The 15,330-nt window shown below is 70.3% G+C and carries 14 protein-coding genes; 5 read left to right on the top strand and 9 right to left on the bottom strand.

Annotation, left to right across the window (positions count from 1 at the left end; all coding sequences use genetic code 11):
- Positions 1-82 precede the first annotated feature (82 nt).
- Together AB0K21_RS34320 and AB0K21_RS34315 are read right to left on the bottom strand one after the other, a co-directional pair.
- Positions 83-646, bottom strand: coding sequence for a hypothetical protein (locus AB0K21_RS34320; protein ID WP_343971623.1), 564 nt, complete (start codon positions 644-646; stop codon positions 83-85).
- A 118-nt stretch (positions 647-764) separates the two neighbouring features.
- Positions 765-2,147, bottom strand: coding sequence for an LCP family protein (locus AB0K21_RS34315; protein ID WP_343971620.1), 1,383 nt, complete (start codon positions 2,145-2,147; stop codon positions 765-767).
- 227 nt (positions 2,148-2,374) lie between these two features.
- Here AB0K21_RS34315 and AB0K21_RS34310 point away from each other — a divergent pair, with 227 nt between their 5' ends.
- Complete coding sequence (locus AB0K21_RS34310; protein WP_343971617.1) at positions 2,375-3,280, top strand: hypothetical protein; 906 nt, start codon at positions 2,375-2,377, stop codon at positions 3,278-3,280.
- On the opposite strand, the gene AB0K21_RS34305 is transcribed toward AB0K21_RS34310, so the two are convergent.
- The 5 genes from AB0K21_RS34305 to AB0K21_RS34285 are packed head-to-tail and all read right to left on the bottom strand — an operon-like array spanning position 3,235 to position 8,518.
- Positions 3,235-4,215 carry an NAD(P)-dependent oxidoreductase gene (locus tag AB0K21_RS34305; protein ID WP_343971614.1) on the bottom strand — a complete coding sequence of 327 codons (981 nt, stop codon included), beginning with the start codon at positions 4,213-4,215 and terminating at the stop codon, positions 3,235-3,237. The two genes, AB0K21_RS34310 and AB0K21_RS34305, sit on opposite strands and share 46 nt — an antisense overlap.
- Complete coding sequence (locus AB0K21_RS34300; RefSeq protein ID WP_364155823.1) at positions 4,208-5,713, bottom strand: class I adenylate-forming enzyme family protein; 1,506 nt, start codon at positions 5,711-5,713, stop codon at positions 4,208-4,210. The genes AB0K21_RS34305 and AB0K21_RS34300 overlap by 8 nt, the downstream gene beginning before the upstream one ends.
- Entirely contained in the window at positions 5,710-6,831 is a 1,122-nt protein-coding gene (locus AB0K21_RS34295; RefSeq protein WP_343971608.1) for a cytochrome P450, read from the bottom strand. Before AB0K21_RS34295 ends, AB0K21_RS34300 begins: the two co-directional genes overlap by 4 nt.
- Positions 6,828-7,559, bottom strand: a complete 732-nt coding sequence (locus AB0K21_RS34290) for a glycosyltransferase (protein WP_343971605.1) — start codon at positions 7,557-7,559, stop codon at positions 6,828-6,830. Before AB0K21_RS34290 ends, AB0K21_RS34295 begins: the two co-directional genes overlap by 4 nt.
- Entirely contained in the window at positions 7,559-8,518 is a 960-nt protein-coding gene (locus AB0K21_RS34285; RefSeq protein ID WP_343971602.1) for a ketoacyl-ACP synthase III, read from the bottom strand. Before AB0K21_RS34285 ends, AB0K21_RS34290 begins: the two co-directional genes overlap by 1 nt.
- A 180-nt stretch (positions 8,519-8,698) precedes the next feature.
- Here AB0K21_RS34285 and AB0K21_RS34280 point away from each other — a divergent pair, with 180 nt between their 5' ends.
- The 3 genes from AB0K21_RS34280 (at position 8,699) to AB0K21_RS34270 (ending at position 12,131) form a co-directional block, all read left to right on the top strand.
- The gene (locus AB0K21_RS34280; RefSeq protein WP_343971599.1) at positions 8,699-10,114 is read left to right on the top strand and encodes an MFS transporter; all 1,416 of its coding nucleotides are present in this window, start codon (positions 8,699-8,701) and stop codon (positions 10,112-10,114) included.
- An 89-nt stretch (positions 10,115-10,203) separates the two neighbouring features.
- Entirely contained in the window at positions 10,204-10,584 is a 381-nt protein-coding gene (locus AB0K21_RS34275) for a metalloregulator ArsR/SmtB family transcription factor (RefSeq protein WP_343971596.1), read from the top strand.
- Positions 10,585-10,769: 185 nt separating this feature from the next.
- A complete protein-coding gene (locus tag AB0K21_RS34270; protein ID WP_364155820.1) occupies positions 10,770-12,131 on the top strand; it encodes an extracellular solute-binding protein in 1,362 nt (453 codons plus the stop codon).
- Here AB0K21_RS34270 and AB0K21_RS34265 read toward each other — a convergent pair.
- Together AB0K21_RS34265 and AB0K21_RS34260 are read right to left on the bottom strand one after the other, a co-directional pair.
- Entirely contained in the window at positions 12,117-13,112 is a 996-nt protein-coding gene (locus AB0K21_RS34265) for a helix-turn-helix domain-containing protein (protein WP_343971590.1), read from the bottom strand. The genes AB0K21_RS34270 and AB0K21_RS34265 overlap by 15 nt on opposite strands.
- Positions 13,113-13,189: 77 nt before the next feature.
- A complete protein-coding gene (locus AB0K21_RS34260; protein WP_364155817.1) occupies positions 13,190-14,614 on the bottom strand; it encodes an LCP family protein in 1,425 nt (474 codons plus the stop codon).
- Positions 14,615-14,762: 148 nt separating this feature from the next.
- Between AB0K21_RS34260 and AB0K21_RS34255 the strand changes: the two genes are divergently transcribed.
- Complete coding sequence (locus AB0K21_RS34255) at positions 14,763-15,275, top strand: GNAT family N-acetyltransferase (RefSeq protein ID WP_343971584.1); 513 nt, start codon at positions 14,763-14,765, stop codon at positions 15,273-15,275.
- Positions 15,276-15,330 lie beyond the last annotated feature (55 nt).

The raw sequence follows: 15,330 nt of genomic DNA, 5'->3' as shown, positions 1-15,330 counted from the left end.
CGGCCGGGAGGCTGAAGCCGTCAGGACGGTCTCCCGTGCCCGGTGTCCGGTGAGGGACACCGCACCGGGAGTCTCCCGCGGGTCAGGCCGGCTGGGACCGGCGGCGACGGCGACGGAGCAGGAACGCGGTGGTGGCCAGCCCGGCCGCGGCGGCGGAGGCCAGTGAGATCGGCAGGACCCAGTCGGTCGTCTCCGGCGAGGCCACGGTGTTGACGTCCGTGGCGCAGACCAGCACGGGGCCGGCCGCGCTCCTGCGGGCGCAGGCGGTCGTCGCCAGGTTCCGCGCCTCCGCTGCCCCGGCGACCGCGCCGACCCGGGCGCTCAGGTGGACGACGGTCTCCTTCCTGGGCAGGACGTTCACGGTCCACGCCACCTTGTCCCGCTCCACGCGGCCTCCGGCGTCGGCCTTCACGAAGGTCATCGACGGCGGCAGGGACTGCACCAGGAGGATGCGCCTCAACCGGGTGGTTCCCTGGTTGCTGATGCGGAGCGTGTACGTGCTCTCCGCGCCGGGAGCGGTGTCCCTCATTCCGTCGTCGATGGAGATGGAGAGTGAGGGGACCGGATCACCCCAGGCCGGCTGCCATCCGACAGCGGGTACGGCGACCGCGGTGAGCAGGCTCAGGCTGGCCAGGCGGCGTTTCATCCTCTTACCTCCGTAGTGACTCTAAGTAATCACTCCATAACAGCATTCCGGCCCTCGTGGGCGCTCTCAACGCGCCGGGTGTGTCGCTCATCAGCGTTGCCCGCCGATCCGCCGTCCGTCAGCCGCAGGCGGAGTCGAGGACGACGGCGTTCGCTCCCGCGCGCTCCCTGCCGCGGTTCCCCGTCGGCACGGCGGGTACGGCGGCGTCGGCCCCGGCGGGCGGGGCCGCCAGGGTGGCGGTGACCTCGCGCCTGATCAGGTGGTAGTCGGGCGCACCCGAATAGATCAGCGGGGGCACGAACTGGAGGCTCCTGATCCTGGAGTTCTTCACCTTCTCCGAAAGCTCGACCAGGTCGGGCAGTAGCTGCCGCGGTATGTCGGTGGAGATCGCGTCGACGGTGGCGGTGGCCAGTCTCTCGAAGCTCTTGAACACCGTCACGGGGTCGGCCTGCTTGGCGACGGCGTTCAGCAGGCATTTCTGGCGGCTCATCCGTACGTAGTCGTCGCTGAAGGTGCGGGACCTGCCGTACCAGAGCGCCTCCTCGCCCGAGAGTTTCCGCCGGCCCGCCTCGATCCGGCCCTCGTTCTGCCTGCCGTACACGATGGGGTCCTTGATTCGGATCCGCACGCCGCCCATCGCATCGACGATTTCCACGAACCCCCTCATGTCGACCATCGCGTAGTAGGAGATGTCGAGCCCGAGGATGCCGCCGATCGTCCTTTTCAGCAGCGAGGGGCCACGGTGCCTCTTACCCAGCTTCGGCGCCATCTCCGGGTAGTCCTCGGCGTACTGGTAGACCTCGTTGAGCATGCCCGGTGTGTAGGGCGGCTCGCCTTCGAAACCGAAGGGAAATCGCTCGCGGGCCGGGCCCGGCGGCATCGGGACTTTCTCCAGGTTCCTTGGCAGGCCGAAAAGCACGGTTTCGCCGGTCCGGGTGTCGACGCTGGCCACGGTCATGCTGTCGGTGCGCACGCCGACCCGGTTGGCCGCCGCGTCCGCGCCGATGAGCAGGATGTTGATCCGCTCCATGCCCTTCCACGGGTCCGTCGGCATCGGCGTGACGCTTTCCGCGAACACCGAGGTCACCACGCTCTGGGATACGTAGGCCAGCCGAGCCACGTAGATCATCGGAGCGGTCACCAGCACGCACAGCAGGCCGACGAGCGCGGCTGAGAGGTACCGGGCCGAGGGAGACGACGACTCCGGCCGCACCAGCAGGTAGGAGTGTATGACCACGGCCACCGCCACGGCGGCCAGCAACATCACGGCGAGCGCGAAGGCCCAGAGCCAGACGGGTTGTACGGCGAGGGCGAGCAGGGCGGGTCCCGCGGTCAGTATGGCGATCGCGGCGGCTCCGGCGAGGGTCAGCTCGACGCCCATCAGAAAGGCGCCCGTCAGGCGGCGGCCCGCCCAGACGTGGGCCAGGCCCCACAGAACGGCCGAGCCCAGTGTCAGTGCCAGACTCGATCCGACGCCTGTCCGCCCCGTGTTATCGGCCATAGCCCTACATCTCCTGTCCGTCACCCCAATACGTCGCAGGTTAGTAACGGTTTCCAGTTGAATGGGCTATGTGGTTGTTCGACGCGCTGAGGGCGGTCGGTCAAGGTTTGTAAACCAGATCACGCCGTCGGGATGACGCTGACCTCCAAATTATCGTCAAAAAGGACACGTAATCGATTTTGGCTGGCAAACGCGGGGATTTCCAGGTAAAGCGGTTAGGAGGTCCCGTGCGTAAAATGATCAGCTCGATTTTGATCGCGCTCGGCTGCCTTCTTGCGCCCCTTACCCTCGTCGCCTTCTGGGCGGCGAACGAGGTGGCGGACCCCGGCGGCTACCTCAGGAACATGGCACCGCTGGCCCGCCACCCGGACGTGCGGGACGCGGTCACCGGCCGCGTCGCCGACGAGATCACCCTGAGGCTGCGCGAGAGGGGCGTCGCGACCGAGGAGGGGCTCGTCCACAACGTGGTGGGTGATCAGGTCGACGATGACTTCGTCACCGCCTGGGTGGAGACCAACAGGCTGGCGCACCGCCGGTTCGTCGCGGCCCTGAGCGCGGAATCCGACATACCACGCGGCATCGGCTACGACCTCGCTCCCATGTACGAACTGGTCAAGCACCGGCTGCGGAGCGACGGTCTGAAAGCCGCCGCCCTCCTGCCCAGGACACCTCTCGTCGTCCAGGTGCTCCCCGCCTCCGGCGTGTCCAAGATCGACCACATCCATGACGAGCTGATCTCACTGAGGTGGGCCCTGGCGGGTATGTCACCGGCTCTGATCGCCTCCGGCATCCTCCTGGCACGCGACCGGTGCGCCGCACTGATCGGTGCCGGTGTCGGCGTGGCCGGGGGCATGTTCACACTGGCGATCGCCATGTCCGCGCTACGTAACGTCTACCTGCCGCAGGCCACCGGCCCAGGAGGCCTGCCGGTCGCCGCCGTGCTCGTGATATTCGACGCGCTGACCGCCTTCCTGAGGAACGGCCTGCGCGTGCTCTTCGTGCTCGGCCTGCTCATGGCGGGGGCGGTCTTCGTCGCCAGGAACGGGCTCATCCGGTACCGGGCCCTCGCCATGTTCGAATCCCGCGCTCACCAGTCGGAGGAGCCGGCGAACGACGTCGCCGACGGCCGGTAGCCGAGGCGGGTGCGCGCCGCGGTGATGTCCAGGGTCCGCTCGACGGCCAGGTGGCCCGCGGCGTAACGCGTCAGCCGGGGCGGGTGCGGGCGCCGGAGCAGCCGGAAGGCGGCCTCGGCGACGGCCGCGACGGGGTCGACCAGCTTCAGGGGCAGATAGTACGGTTCGGCGTCGATGCCGCGCTCCGCGAGGATCGCGCGCAGGGCGTCGTCGAGCACGACGGGCTCGGCGTCGGTCACGTTGAAGACGCCGTGGTCGACGGGCCCCGCGGCGGCGAGCAGGCAGGCCAGGACCAGGTTGTCCACCGAGGTCAGGCTGATCCGCTGGCGTCCGTCGCCCACCGCGAGCAGCCGGCCTCCCCTGACCGCGCCGAGGACTCGGGGAAGCAGCGTGGTGTCCCCCCTGCCGTAGACCGCGTGCGGCCGTAGGATGACCGCCCGCTCCAGGCACCTCTCCGCGGCGGCCTTCGAGGCACCGTAGGCGCCCACGTACCGCCCGACCGGGGCGGCGTCCTCGGTGGCCATCACGGTCGGCAGGAACGGGTCGTAGACGCTCGCCGTGCTGACGTGTACGAACCTGGCGCCGGGGAAGGCCGCGGCCGCGTTGCGGGTGCCGTCGACATTGGCCGCCCAGATGCCGCGGGCCGGCCCCCAGTCCGTGACGCTCCCGGCACAGTGGATCACCGCGTCCACCTCCGGCGGCTCCGGCCGCTCGCCGAGGAGGTCCCACGATGTGTACGGCGCCTGGCCGACGTGCCCGCCGTCCACTCCGGGCCGCCTGCCGAAGGCGAACACCGTCCAGCCCTCCGCCACGGCCGCCCGGCAGACCGCGCCTCCCACGAACCCCGAGGCCCCCGTCACCGCGACCCGCAAGGCCCCGCCGCCCGGCCTGGAGGCGGTGCCGGCCCGACGCGAGGGGTTTCGACGCTCAGCCACGGCGGGCGACCAGATCCCGCAGGGCGGCCCGGTCGAGCTTGTCGGCCCGCCCCGAGCGGGGGAAGGCGTCGAGCGGCTCGATCCGGTCGGGCAGGGCCGCCGAGTCCACGATTTCGGGAAGTGCCCCGCGCAGCAGGCTCTCGTCGTAGCCGCCGGTGGGCACGACGGCCAGCACGACCTCCTCGTCCCCGGTTTCCGGGTCGGCGAGTCCGACGATCGCGGCCTCGGCCACCCCGGGCAGCGCCGCGATGCCGGACTCGTACAGGCCCGGATAGATGTTGACGCCGTCGCGGAGGATCATGTCCTTCTTCCGGCCGAGCAGGACCAGCCGGCCGGCGTCGAGCCGGACCAGGTCACCGGTGGCGATCTCGCGCAACGGCTCCTCGCCGAGGTAGCACCGCGCGAGGTGGGGCCCCGAGACGAACAGTTCGCCGTCCTCGGCGATCCGGACGCCGACGCCGGGCAGCGGTGCCCCGAGCAGGTCTCCCTCGGCCTGGGCCAGCTTCTCCCGCGCCGACGCGATGGCGATGGGGAGCGCCTCGGTCATCGCGTAGACGGACAGCACCTCGGGGCCGGCCTCGATCGCGCGCCGGAGCACGCCCGGCGGGGCGGGGGCGGCGCCGAGCAGGAGGTAGCGGAGGGTTCCGGGAAGCCTGGGGGTCCGGCGCAGCAGCCTGTCCAGGTGCACCGGCACGGCGAAGGTGTGGGTGGCCCGTCTCGCGGCCAGCTCGGCGGCGAGGTCCCCGCCCCCGGGCAGTGACCAGGTCGCCCCGGCCAGCAGGGCGGGAAGGCCGAGCATCAGCTGGTCGGTGTGCACGATGTCGCCGGGGCCGAGCGGGAACACGCTCCTGAACATCTCCAACCCGGTCGCGAGCGACCTTCGGGTGTGCACCACCCCTCGCGGACGCGCCGTGGTCCCGGAGGTGAAGATCACCGCCGCCGGTTGGTCCGGGTCGGACTCGTCCGCCCGCCGCCCGGACGGGCCGGACGGCGATCGGAGGATCCCGGGCAGCCGCAGCGCCCCCCGGGGAACCCCCGGCAGCCAAGGGCCGGTGTACAGGTGGCGGACGGGCCGGCCGGGAAGCGGATCGGCGAGGTTCGGCAGGAGCAGGCCGCGGCGGCGGGCCAGGCTCCTGAGCGGGCCGCTCAGTGTGTAGAGCAGGGACTCGCTGATCACCCACGCGGGCCGGGTCGCGGCCATGCGGGCCGCGAGCACGTCGGGCGCCAGCCCGGGATCCGCGAGGACGAGCGTCCCGCCCGCCGCGACCGCCCCCAGCGCCAGCGCCACCGCGTCCACCCCGGGCCGCACCGCGAACAGCACCCCGTCCCCGGGCCGCATCCCCTCCTCGGCCGGCGGTCCGCCCATCGCGTCGCGGACCGCCGACACCCGGCGGGCGAGCTCACCGTAGGTGATCTCGCGGCCCCGGCCGTCGACGATGGCGGTCCGTCCCGGCTCCCGCCCGGCGACGGTCATGATCCCGTTGATGATGTCGTTCACGTGGCGCTGACCCACAGGTGCTCGTAGGTGGGAATGAGGACCCCTCTGGCCGCGCGCCGTCGCAGGACGCGCACCCGGTGGGAGAGCAGTACGGAGGCCACCGCCCGGATCTCCGCCAGGGCCAGCGGGTAGCCGATGCAGAAGTGCGGGCCCGCGCCGAACCAGAGCCTGCGCAGCTCGGGCGGGTGGGGGCGGGAGGGATCGAACGGGCCGTACGCCCTGGCGCAGTTGTGAGTGACGATCAGCACCCTGTCGCCGGGGCGCACCGCGGCCCTGCCGACGCGCGCGGCGGCGGACACCGAGCGGAGCATCAGCGGGGTCGGCGTGGTGACCCGCATGGCCTCCTCGATGACCCGGTCCAGGTCGTCCACCGGGGTCCGGTGGTCGTGCAGGAGGGCGAAGAGCCGGGGGACGAACGTGGCGACCGTCTCGGTACCGGTCAGGAAGAACGCCCCGGCCGCTCCCCTGGCCTCGGTGGGCGAGAGCCCCTGTGCCCGCATCCGGCCCATCACCGTGGACTCGTCGGCGGCCTCGTAGGCGGCCTGCGCGATGTCCCCGATCCGGTCCAGCACCTGCCGGGCGGCCGCCACCTGCCGATCCGACAGCCGCCGCGAGCGGAGCGAGACCATCGAGACGACCCGTTCCCCTTCCGCGAACAGCTCCCTGGCCCGAGCCTCGGAGACCTCGCCCAGCCCGATCACCCGGCAGATCACCGCTCCGGCCATCAGCCGCATGGCGTCCACCAGGTCGACCGCCTCGCCGCGTCCCAGACGCGCCGAGAGGTCGTCGAGCGGCCCGCGGAGCACATCGTCCACCAGCGCCGAGACGTACGCGGGGGTGAACAGCGGCATCAGCTTCCTGCGCAGCGCAAGGTGGCCCGCTCCCTCCATGTTGAGCAGTACGGAGGGGCCGAGCACGGGCGTCCACAGGTCGCCGGGTGATCCGGGGCCGTCCTTGCGGAACCGCTCGTCCATCAGCACGGCCCGTGCCACGGTGGCGTCGTTGACCACGACGCCCAGCCCGGGAACCCGCACCACGGGCCCGAGTCTGGCCAGCAGCCGCAGGAGCGGGTAGGCGAAGGGATGCGCGGCCAGGTAGAGCCGTGTCTCGTGGTTCACCGGACGTCGATCACTTCTGGGCGGTAGTGGTGGTCGGCGTACCAGGCGAGGGTGCCCACGAGACCGTACGCCCTGAGCCTGCGCACGGAGCCGAAGACCACCACGTCGCGGCGTGAGCCGTACGCGGCGGTGAGCATGCGCACCCGGTTGACCAGGGCGCGGTCCTCGTGGACCTCCTCGATCGCGGTCCTGGGGAAGCCGCCCGCGCGGTCGTAGAGGTCCGCGGTGATGGCCAGGGTGGCGCCGGGCATCATCACGTACGGCCCCAGGTAGCGCGGGTCCCTGTTGCCGGGCCGAAAGCGCCCGAAGGTGGCCGCCACCTCCACCACGAACGGGATGAGGCGCCGCTCCCAGAACTTCAGCCGGAATTCGTCGGTCCGGGGGCGCAGCTGGCCGCCGACCATCTCCAGACCGTCATCGAAGGCCCGCCGGATGTTGCGCACCCAGTCGGGGCGGGGCAGGCAGTCGGCGTCGGTCCTGGCCAGATGGGTCGCCCCGTGCGCGATGGCGTGGCGCATGCCGGTGTCGGAGGCGGCGCCCGTGCCCTTCCGGGTCTCGACGATCACCTGGACACCGTGCCGCCGGACGATCTCGGCGGTGCCGTCGGTGCTCGCGTTGTCCACCACGAGCAGCGTGAAGTCCCGATCGTCCTGCTCGGCCAGCGCGCTCAGCGTCGCCTCGATGCCGGGGGCCTCGTTGTAGGCAGGGATGATCACCCAGAGGTTCATCACATCTCCGCCAGGATCACACCGGTGCTGATCCCGCCGCCCAGGCCGAGCAGCGCCACCCGGTCGCCGGGCCGCCAGCCGCCCAGTGCGAGCTGGAGCGGCAGCGTGGTCGAGGCGCAGTTGCCGTGCTCGGGCAGGCTGACCACGAGCCTGTCGGCGGGGATGCCGAGCACCTGGGCCAGGAAGCGCAGGTAGGGCAGCGCCACCTGGTGCACCGCCACGATGGCGAAGTCGTCCCAGGTCAGGCCGGTGCGCTTGAGCGCGTTGAGGAAGATGTCCGGGCCGATCATCTCGAACGCCTCCTTCAACCTGCGCCCGTCGCCTCGGAAGTAGGAGTATTCGGGGTCGCGGGGATGCGCCGAACCGCCTCCCGGCAGGGTGCCGACCGCCCACGCCGTGGAGTCGGCCGCGAAGTCGCGGTAGAAAATGCCGCGTTCCATATCGGCGGCGACCGTGACCGCGGCTCCGGTGTCCGACATCGTGTAGCCCGCGAAGGAGTCGACGAACTGCGCTCGGTCCCTGACCCGCCAGCGGATCGCCCGTGAGGGGATCTCGCCCGAGCAGACCAGTACCTTGCGGTACGCCCCGGACAGGATCAGTGCCTCGGCGATCTGGATCCCGTTGATCATGCTGTTGCAGGCGTTCTTGATGTCGAACACCGGGCAGGAGAGCCCCAGCTTGGCCGCCACGATGTGCGCGGTGGCGGGCTCGACCATGTCCTGCGAGGCCGACGCGAAGACGAGCAGGTCGACGCCTGAGTGGTCGAGGCCGCGCGCCGCCTCGGCGGCCAGGTCCGAGGCCTGCTGGTCATCGCGGGCCACATGGCGCCGTCGGACTCCCGTCAGCCTCTCGACGACGCCTCCGTAGGGCACGTAGCCCTCGATCCGCCGCTCCACATCCGCGCTGGACATGGTCCGTTCCGGCAGATACGTCGCGACGCCCGTGATCCGGGCTTTCATTGATCTCCCTATACAGGATTTAGTCTCCCTATGTCCCCATGCTCGCGCAATGTATCGAAAAGGTGCAGATTTGTCCTGATCGTGCAGCTGGGGACCGGTGAAACGGCGCGTCTCACACCGGCATAAGCCGGTCATGCAGGGGTAGCCGATCCTGTCGTGAGCGACGTTCAGACAGGGACCGTGACCACGAAGGTCCCCGCGAGGTTGGACCGGCTGCCGTGGTCGCGATGGCACTGGATGATCGTCGTCGGCCTCGGCACCGTCTGGATCCTCGACGGCCTCGAAGTGACGATCATCGGGAACCTCTCCGCCCAGCTGGCCAAGGAGGGCAGCGGCCTGGCGATCACCCAGGCCCAGGTCGCGGGCACGGCCGCGGCCCTCTACGTGGCGGGGGCGTGTCTCGGGGCGCTGTTCTTCGGCTGGCTCACCGACAGGTTCGGCCGGAAGAAGATGTTCATGATCACGATGGCCGTCTACCTGGTCGCCACCGCCGCGACGGCGTTCTCCTTCTCCGCCTGGTGGTTCTTCCTGTTCCGGTTCCTGACCGGTTTCGGCATCGGTGGCGAGTACGCGGCCATCAACTCGGCCATCGACGAGCTCATCCCGAGCCGCCATCGCGGCAGGATCGACATCATCATCAACGGCAGCTACTGGCTCGGCGCCGCCGGAGGCGCGCTGCTGACCGTGCCGCTGCTCGACAACCTCCCGCTGAACATCGGCTGGCGCGTCGCCTTCGGCCTGGGAGTGGTGCTCGGCCTGGCCATCCTGCTGGTCCGCAGACACGTGCCGGAGAGTCCCCGCTGGCTGTTCATCCACGGCCGCGACCGGGAGGCCGAGAGGCTGGTCGACGAGGTGGAGGAGCGGATCGAGCGCGAGGAGGGTATCCCGCTCGACGAGCCCTCGCGGTCGATGACCATCCACCAGCGCAAGTCGATCGGCTTCGGGCGGATCGCGCACACCATGGTCGCCCGCTACCCCAAGCGCACGGTCCTCGGTCTGGCGCTCTTCATCGGCCAGGCGTTCCTCTACAACGCCGTCACCTTCGGGTACGCGCAGATCCTGTCGACCTTCTTCGGCATCGTCACCCATACCGGCTACTACTTCGCGGTCATCGCGGTCGGCAACTTCCTCGGCCCGCTCCTGCTCGGGCGGTTGTTCGACACGGTCGGCCGCATCCCCATGATCTCCGGCACCTACATCGGATCCGGGGTGCTCCTTCTCGGCACGGCCTGGCTGTTCGACCAGGGGGTGCTGACCGCGGTCACGCTCACCGCCTGCTGGTGCGTCGTGCTCTTCTTCGCCTCCGCCGGGGCGAGCGCGGCCTACCTGACGGTCAGCGAGATCTTCCCGATGGAGACCCGGGCCATGGCGATCGCGTTCTTCTACGCGATCGGCACCTTCGCCGGCGGCGTGTCCGGGCCGCTGGTCTTCGCCAACCTGGTCAAGAGCGGCAGACCCGGTGACACGGCGCTGGCCTTCTGTATCGGCGCGACTCTCATGATCATCGCAGGGCTGGTGGAGCTGTTCCTCGGGGTCAAGGCCGAAGGCAGGGGGCTGGAGGACATCGCCCAGCCGTTGAGCGCCAAACAGGGCTGACCGTCCAGCCGGGCTCGCGGCCCCGCCGCCGTCCGGGCGACTTGGTACGATAGTCGTTATCATTTGAGTATCTGTTCAGGAGTTCGCCCATGGAAGTCGTCGCCGGTCTGGACACGTGCGTGACCGTGGAGCCCGACGAGGCCAGGGTGGCGGCGACACGGGATCGTCTTGTCACCCCGAGCGAGGCGGCCCGGCTCGCCGACCTGTTCAGGCTGCTGGGCGACCAGACCCGCGCGCAGCTGCTGTACGCGCTGCTCGAGGCGGGTGAGCTGTGCGTCTGCGACCTCGCCGAGACCGTCGAGGTCAGCGACACCGCCGTGTCGCACGCCCTGAGGCTGCTGCGGACGGCGGGCATCGTGGCCGGCCGCCGGTCCGGTCGGATGATCTACTACCGTCTCGCCGACGCCCATGTCAGGATGCTCCTCGACCTCAGTCGCGAGCACCTCCGTCACGAGATCGTCGAGGGCTGAGAGCGGCCCGTCCGGTTGTCACCGGGGTTCGCCGCGCGGTTCGCGGCAGGGGCGCGGGGCGCAGCGGGTTTCAGGGCCCGTCGTCGCGGCAGAGGAGCACATAAGATCTTTTTTCACGATCTACTGTGATCAGGCTCGCCGGGCTGAACACCGTCACCCGCACCGTGATCCTTTTGGAGGTATGCATGCGTGGTACAAGTCGCGTGTTCGCCCTGACCGCCGCCCTCGCCCTGGGGCTGACCGCCTGCGGCGTCGGCGGGGCGGCCGAAGGCGGGAAACCGGTCGAGCAGTCCGTTTCCAAACCCACGGAGAAACCGGCCGAGAAGCCCGCGGGGCCCGTCACCCTGAAGTACTGGACCTTCTCCCCGCCCGAGGCCGGGCTGAAGGCGGCGCTCGCCGCCTTCGAGGAGGCGAATCCCGGCATCAAGGTCGAACTGCGCACCTTCGACGAGGTCGGCTACCACAAGCGGCTGTCCAAGGCACTCGACGACGACCGGGCGGACAGGGCACTCGACGTCGTCGGCATCCACATCCCGACCATGACCGGCGCGGTCAAGGACCGGCTCCGCCCGGTCGCGGACTGGAAGGACAAGGTCGGCGGCGACCTGCTCGGGGAACTCGACCCGGCCGTGGTCAAGCAGACGGAACAGGCCGCCAAGGACGGCAGGCTCTACTCGGTCCCGATGGGATCCACCGCCGGTGCGGTCATGTACTACGACGCGGCTCTCCTGTCCGAGCTCGGGGAGTCGTTCCCCACGACGATCGCCGATCTCGAATCCATCGTCATGCGGGTCAGGAAGGAGATCCCCGACCTCCAGCCGATCGTCTTCTCCGGCGAGCCGCGCCCGCAGGAGGAACTGCTGTTCACCATCGCGGGCCAGACCCACCCGACCCTCTCCGACGACCTGCTGGCCGGCCGGAAGTCATGGAAGAGCGCCGAGATGGTCTCGGCCCTGACCGCCTATGAGTCGATGTTCGACAGGGGCGTGCTGGCGAGGTCCATGCTGGCCCTCAGGGGCGACGGCCCGGCCGAACTCTTCCGCTCCGGCAAGGCGCTGTTCCTGGTGGACGGCTCAGCTCAGAGCTCGATGCTGTCCACGTCCTATCGCAAGACCGGCAGGGTCTCCGTCAAGAGGATCGGAGCCGGCCCCTTCCCCACTGTCCTGCCGAACGCCAGGCCGGCCGCCCGCAGTACGGCCGAGGTGGGCCTGGCCGTCCCCAGGAATTCCAGGTACGTGGCCGAGGCGGCCACGCTGATCGAATTCCTGACCGTGGGCGACGGCGTCTCCAGCTGGGCCGGGGATCTGACGATGGCCCCCGCGGCTGCGGACTTCAAGGTGGAGTCGTCGGTCTTCGCCACCCAGGAGGGTAAGGACGGCTACGCCGCGCTCCAGGAACTCATCCGGGGTGGCGGCTCGCTGAACGTCCCCGACGAGGTGTTCCTGGAGCGCGCGGAGGGCGATGTGATCCTCGACGTCGCCCGCGGCAGGCTCACCCCGGAGAAGGCGGCGGACCGCCTGCAGGAGGAGTGGTCACGCAGCCGGTGACGGCTCCGGGTCCGGTGCGGCCTCCACGGGCCGGAACGTGCGGCGGTAGGCCAACGGCGAGACGCCGACGACCACCTGCAGGTGCTGGCGGAGCGAGGCCGCGGTGCCGAACCCGGCCCGCAGGGCGATGCCTTCCACCGGCAGGTCGCTGCTCTCCAGGAGCCGGCGGGCCAGCTCCACCCGCTGCAGGATGAGCCACTGCCCGGGGCTGAGGCCCACCTCGTCGCGGAAGCGCCGGGTGAAGGTACGGCGGCTCATCCGGGCGTGGGCGGCAAGCTCGCTGAGAGGGAGCGGTTTGTGCAGCCGGTCCAGCGCCCAGGCCCTGGTCGCCGCGGTCGTCGTGGCGGTCGGCGCGGGAAGCGGGCGCTCGATGAACTGGGCCTGGCCGCCGTCGCGCCACGGCGGCACGACGCATCGCCTGGCCACCCGGTTGGCCACCTCGGTGCCGTGGTCGCGCCGGACGATGTGCAGGCAGAGGTCTATCCCCGCGGCCACTCCGGCGGAGGTGAGCACATCCCCGTCGTCCACGAACAGTACGTCCGGGTTGACCCTGACCCGGGGGAACAGCTTCTGGAAGTGCTCGGTGTGGCTCCAGTGGGTGGTCGCGGGACGGTCGTCGAGCAGTCCGGCCGCCGCGAGCACGTAGGCGGCGGTGCAGATCGAGACCAGGCGGGTGCCCGGCCGGACGAGCGCGATCGCGTCGGCCACGGGCCCGGTGAGCCGTCCCTCGGTGGAGGCGGAGCCGAGCGCGTGGGTGGCGGGGATCACCACGGTGTCCGCGTCGGCCAGGACCTCGGCCCCGTGGTCCACCGTGATCGAGAAGTCGGCGTCGGTGCGCACCGGGGCGCCGTCGACGGTGCAGGTGAGCACCTCGTAGAGCCGCTCGCCCTCGGGGCTCCTGGCGATACCGAAGATGCGCGGTGGGATGCCCAGCTCGAAGGGGATCACACCGTCCAAGGCGAACACGACGACCCTGTGCATGGCCTGATTCTCACATATGGCGGATGCGGGCCATCCTCACCGGGACCGCGGTAACCGGTGGCGGGGTTCACGGCGCGTCAGGCGCCGGTGCACGAGTCGTGGGTCGCGTCGAACCCCTTCAGGCTCTCGTTGTCGTTGCGGGGAAGCGGCTTCAGGCCCTTCCAGTCGTCACCGATCGTCAGGATGAGCCTTCCCGTGGTCGCCCAGGAGACGGGCCTGGGGGTGGAGACGTTCAGGTCGCGGCTGAGGGTGGGCGCCTTGGCGGTGCCGTTCGGCGAGTAGGCGATCGTGGTCGCCGGGTACGGCTTGTGCGGAGCGTCGCCGATCCTGGCGACGTGGTAGCCCCGTTCCTCCAGCTGGACCGCCACTCCGGTGGCCAGCCCGGACCGCATGGTTCCGTTGCGCACCTCTACCTGGATCTTCGATCGGGGCACCCTGGACTGACCGCCCCTGACTCCGGAGCCGGTGATCGCCCGATCCGTCGCGACGATACGGAACAGCTTGCCGCTCTGTGGCTCGACCCACTCCACCCGGCCCGGATGGACCAGCGAGTAGCGCCACGGGGTGGTGATGAAGTGGATCTGTCCGGCGGCGAGCCCCTCGGCGCTGGTGGCCAGGTCCTTCATGACGCCGGGGGTGAGGCCGGGGTCGGTGGTGACCGACTTCGTCGCCGCGTCCAGGAAGCCGAACAGCCGGGCCGGGTCGGTGAGCGTCTCACCGCTCATGACCTTCTTGACCATGGAGGCGATGAACATCTGCTGGCGCTGGATGCGTCCGATGTCCGATCCGTCGCCCAGGCTGTAGCGGGCCCGTACGTAGCCCAGGGCCTGCTCGCCTCCGAGGTTCTGGCGTCCGGCGGCCAGGTGGAGCAGGGCCTTCTTGTCGTCGATCGCCTCGGGTACACAGATCTCCACGCCACCGACCGCGTCGACCATGTCCTTGAAGCCGGTGAAGTCGACCTTCACGAAGTGGTCGATGTGGATGCCGGTGAGCGATTCGACGGTCTTCCAGGTACAGGTGATGCCGCCGGAGTTGAACGACTCGTTGATCATTCCCAGGTGCGGCTGTTGCCCTGGCAGTCCCTGCCTGGCCCGGCAGGCGGGGAGCTGGACCATCGAGTCGCGCGGGAAACTGATGACCATCGCGTTGTCCCGCTTCGGCGAGATGTGCGCGAGCATGATGGTGTCGGTCCGCTCGCCCGCCACCCGGCCGTACCTCGCGTTCTTGCCGTTTCGCTGGTCCGAGCCGACGATCAGGACGTTCATCGCACTGGTCGCCACCTTGGCCGGTCGGCGTCCGAGGTCCTCCGCGGCGACCTCGACGTGCTTGACGTTGCCGGTCAGCTTGACGTACGCGCCGGCCACGGTCCCGCCCGCCACGAGCAGCACGGCGGTGACGGCGGCCACCAGCCACCACAGCCACCTGCGGCCAGGGCGGAACGAGCGCCGGCCAGGTGGAACCGCCGGCGGCTCGGGGAACGCGCCGATCACTTCGTTGCTCACGTGACTCCCGGGAGGAAGGGCCACGGCGTGCGCCCGTGACCGAGGAGCCGTATTCCGGCCGTCGCCGAGTGTACTGATCTTCCGGTGCGTTGAGATCCTTTACGCGGCATATCCCGTATAGGGGTGCATGTCCTGTTACGATCCGCCGGTGATTATCCGTGACGGGCATCTCGGCGACGTACCGGCTGTCCTGGCGATGTTCGACAGCGCGGTGGCCTGGCTGACCGCCCAGGGACGCACCGGTCAGTGGGGCAGCGAACCGTTCTCGACTGACGCGGCCCGCGTGGAGAGTGTCACCTCATGGGCGACGTCCGGCGGAATGCGCGTCGCCGAACTCGACGGCCGGCCCGCGGGATGCCTGGTCGTGGGCTCCGCGATGCCTTACGTCACCCCCGCCTCCGAGCCCGAGCTGTACGTCCAGGGGCTGGTCATCGACCAGCGGTTCCATGGCCGCGGGGTCGGCTCGGCCCTGCTGGAGCGGGCCAGGGCCGAGGCCGTCGAGCGAAAGGTCGCGCTGCTGCGGGTGGACTGCTACGGCGGCGACGACGGCCGCCTGGTGGCGTACTACGAGAGCCAGGGCTTCACCAGGACCGAGAGTTTCAGGGTCGGCGACTGGCCCGGCCAGATCCTGGAGATGAGGCTCCCCTCCGCGAGGGGCTGAACGGCCCGCGACAGGCGGGGCGGTCCGGTGGCGGTACGCGCGGGCATGTCACGCG

It is taken from the genome of Streptosporangium sp. NPDC049248, from assembly GCF_040678965.1.
Lineage (GTDB): Bacteria > Actinomycetota > Actinomycetes > Streptosporangiales > Streptosporangiaceae > Streptosporangium > Streptosporangium fukuiense.
Note: the sequence above shows the minus strand (reverse complement) of the source record. Positions and strands in the feature narration are given on the sequence as shown.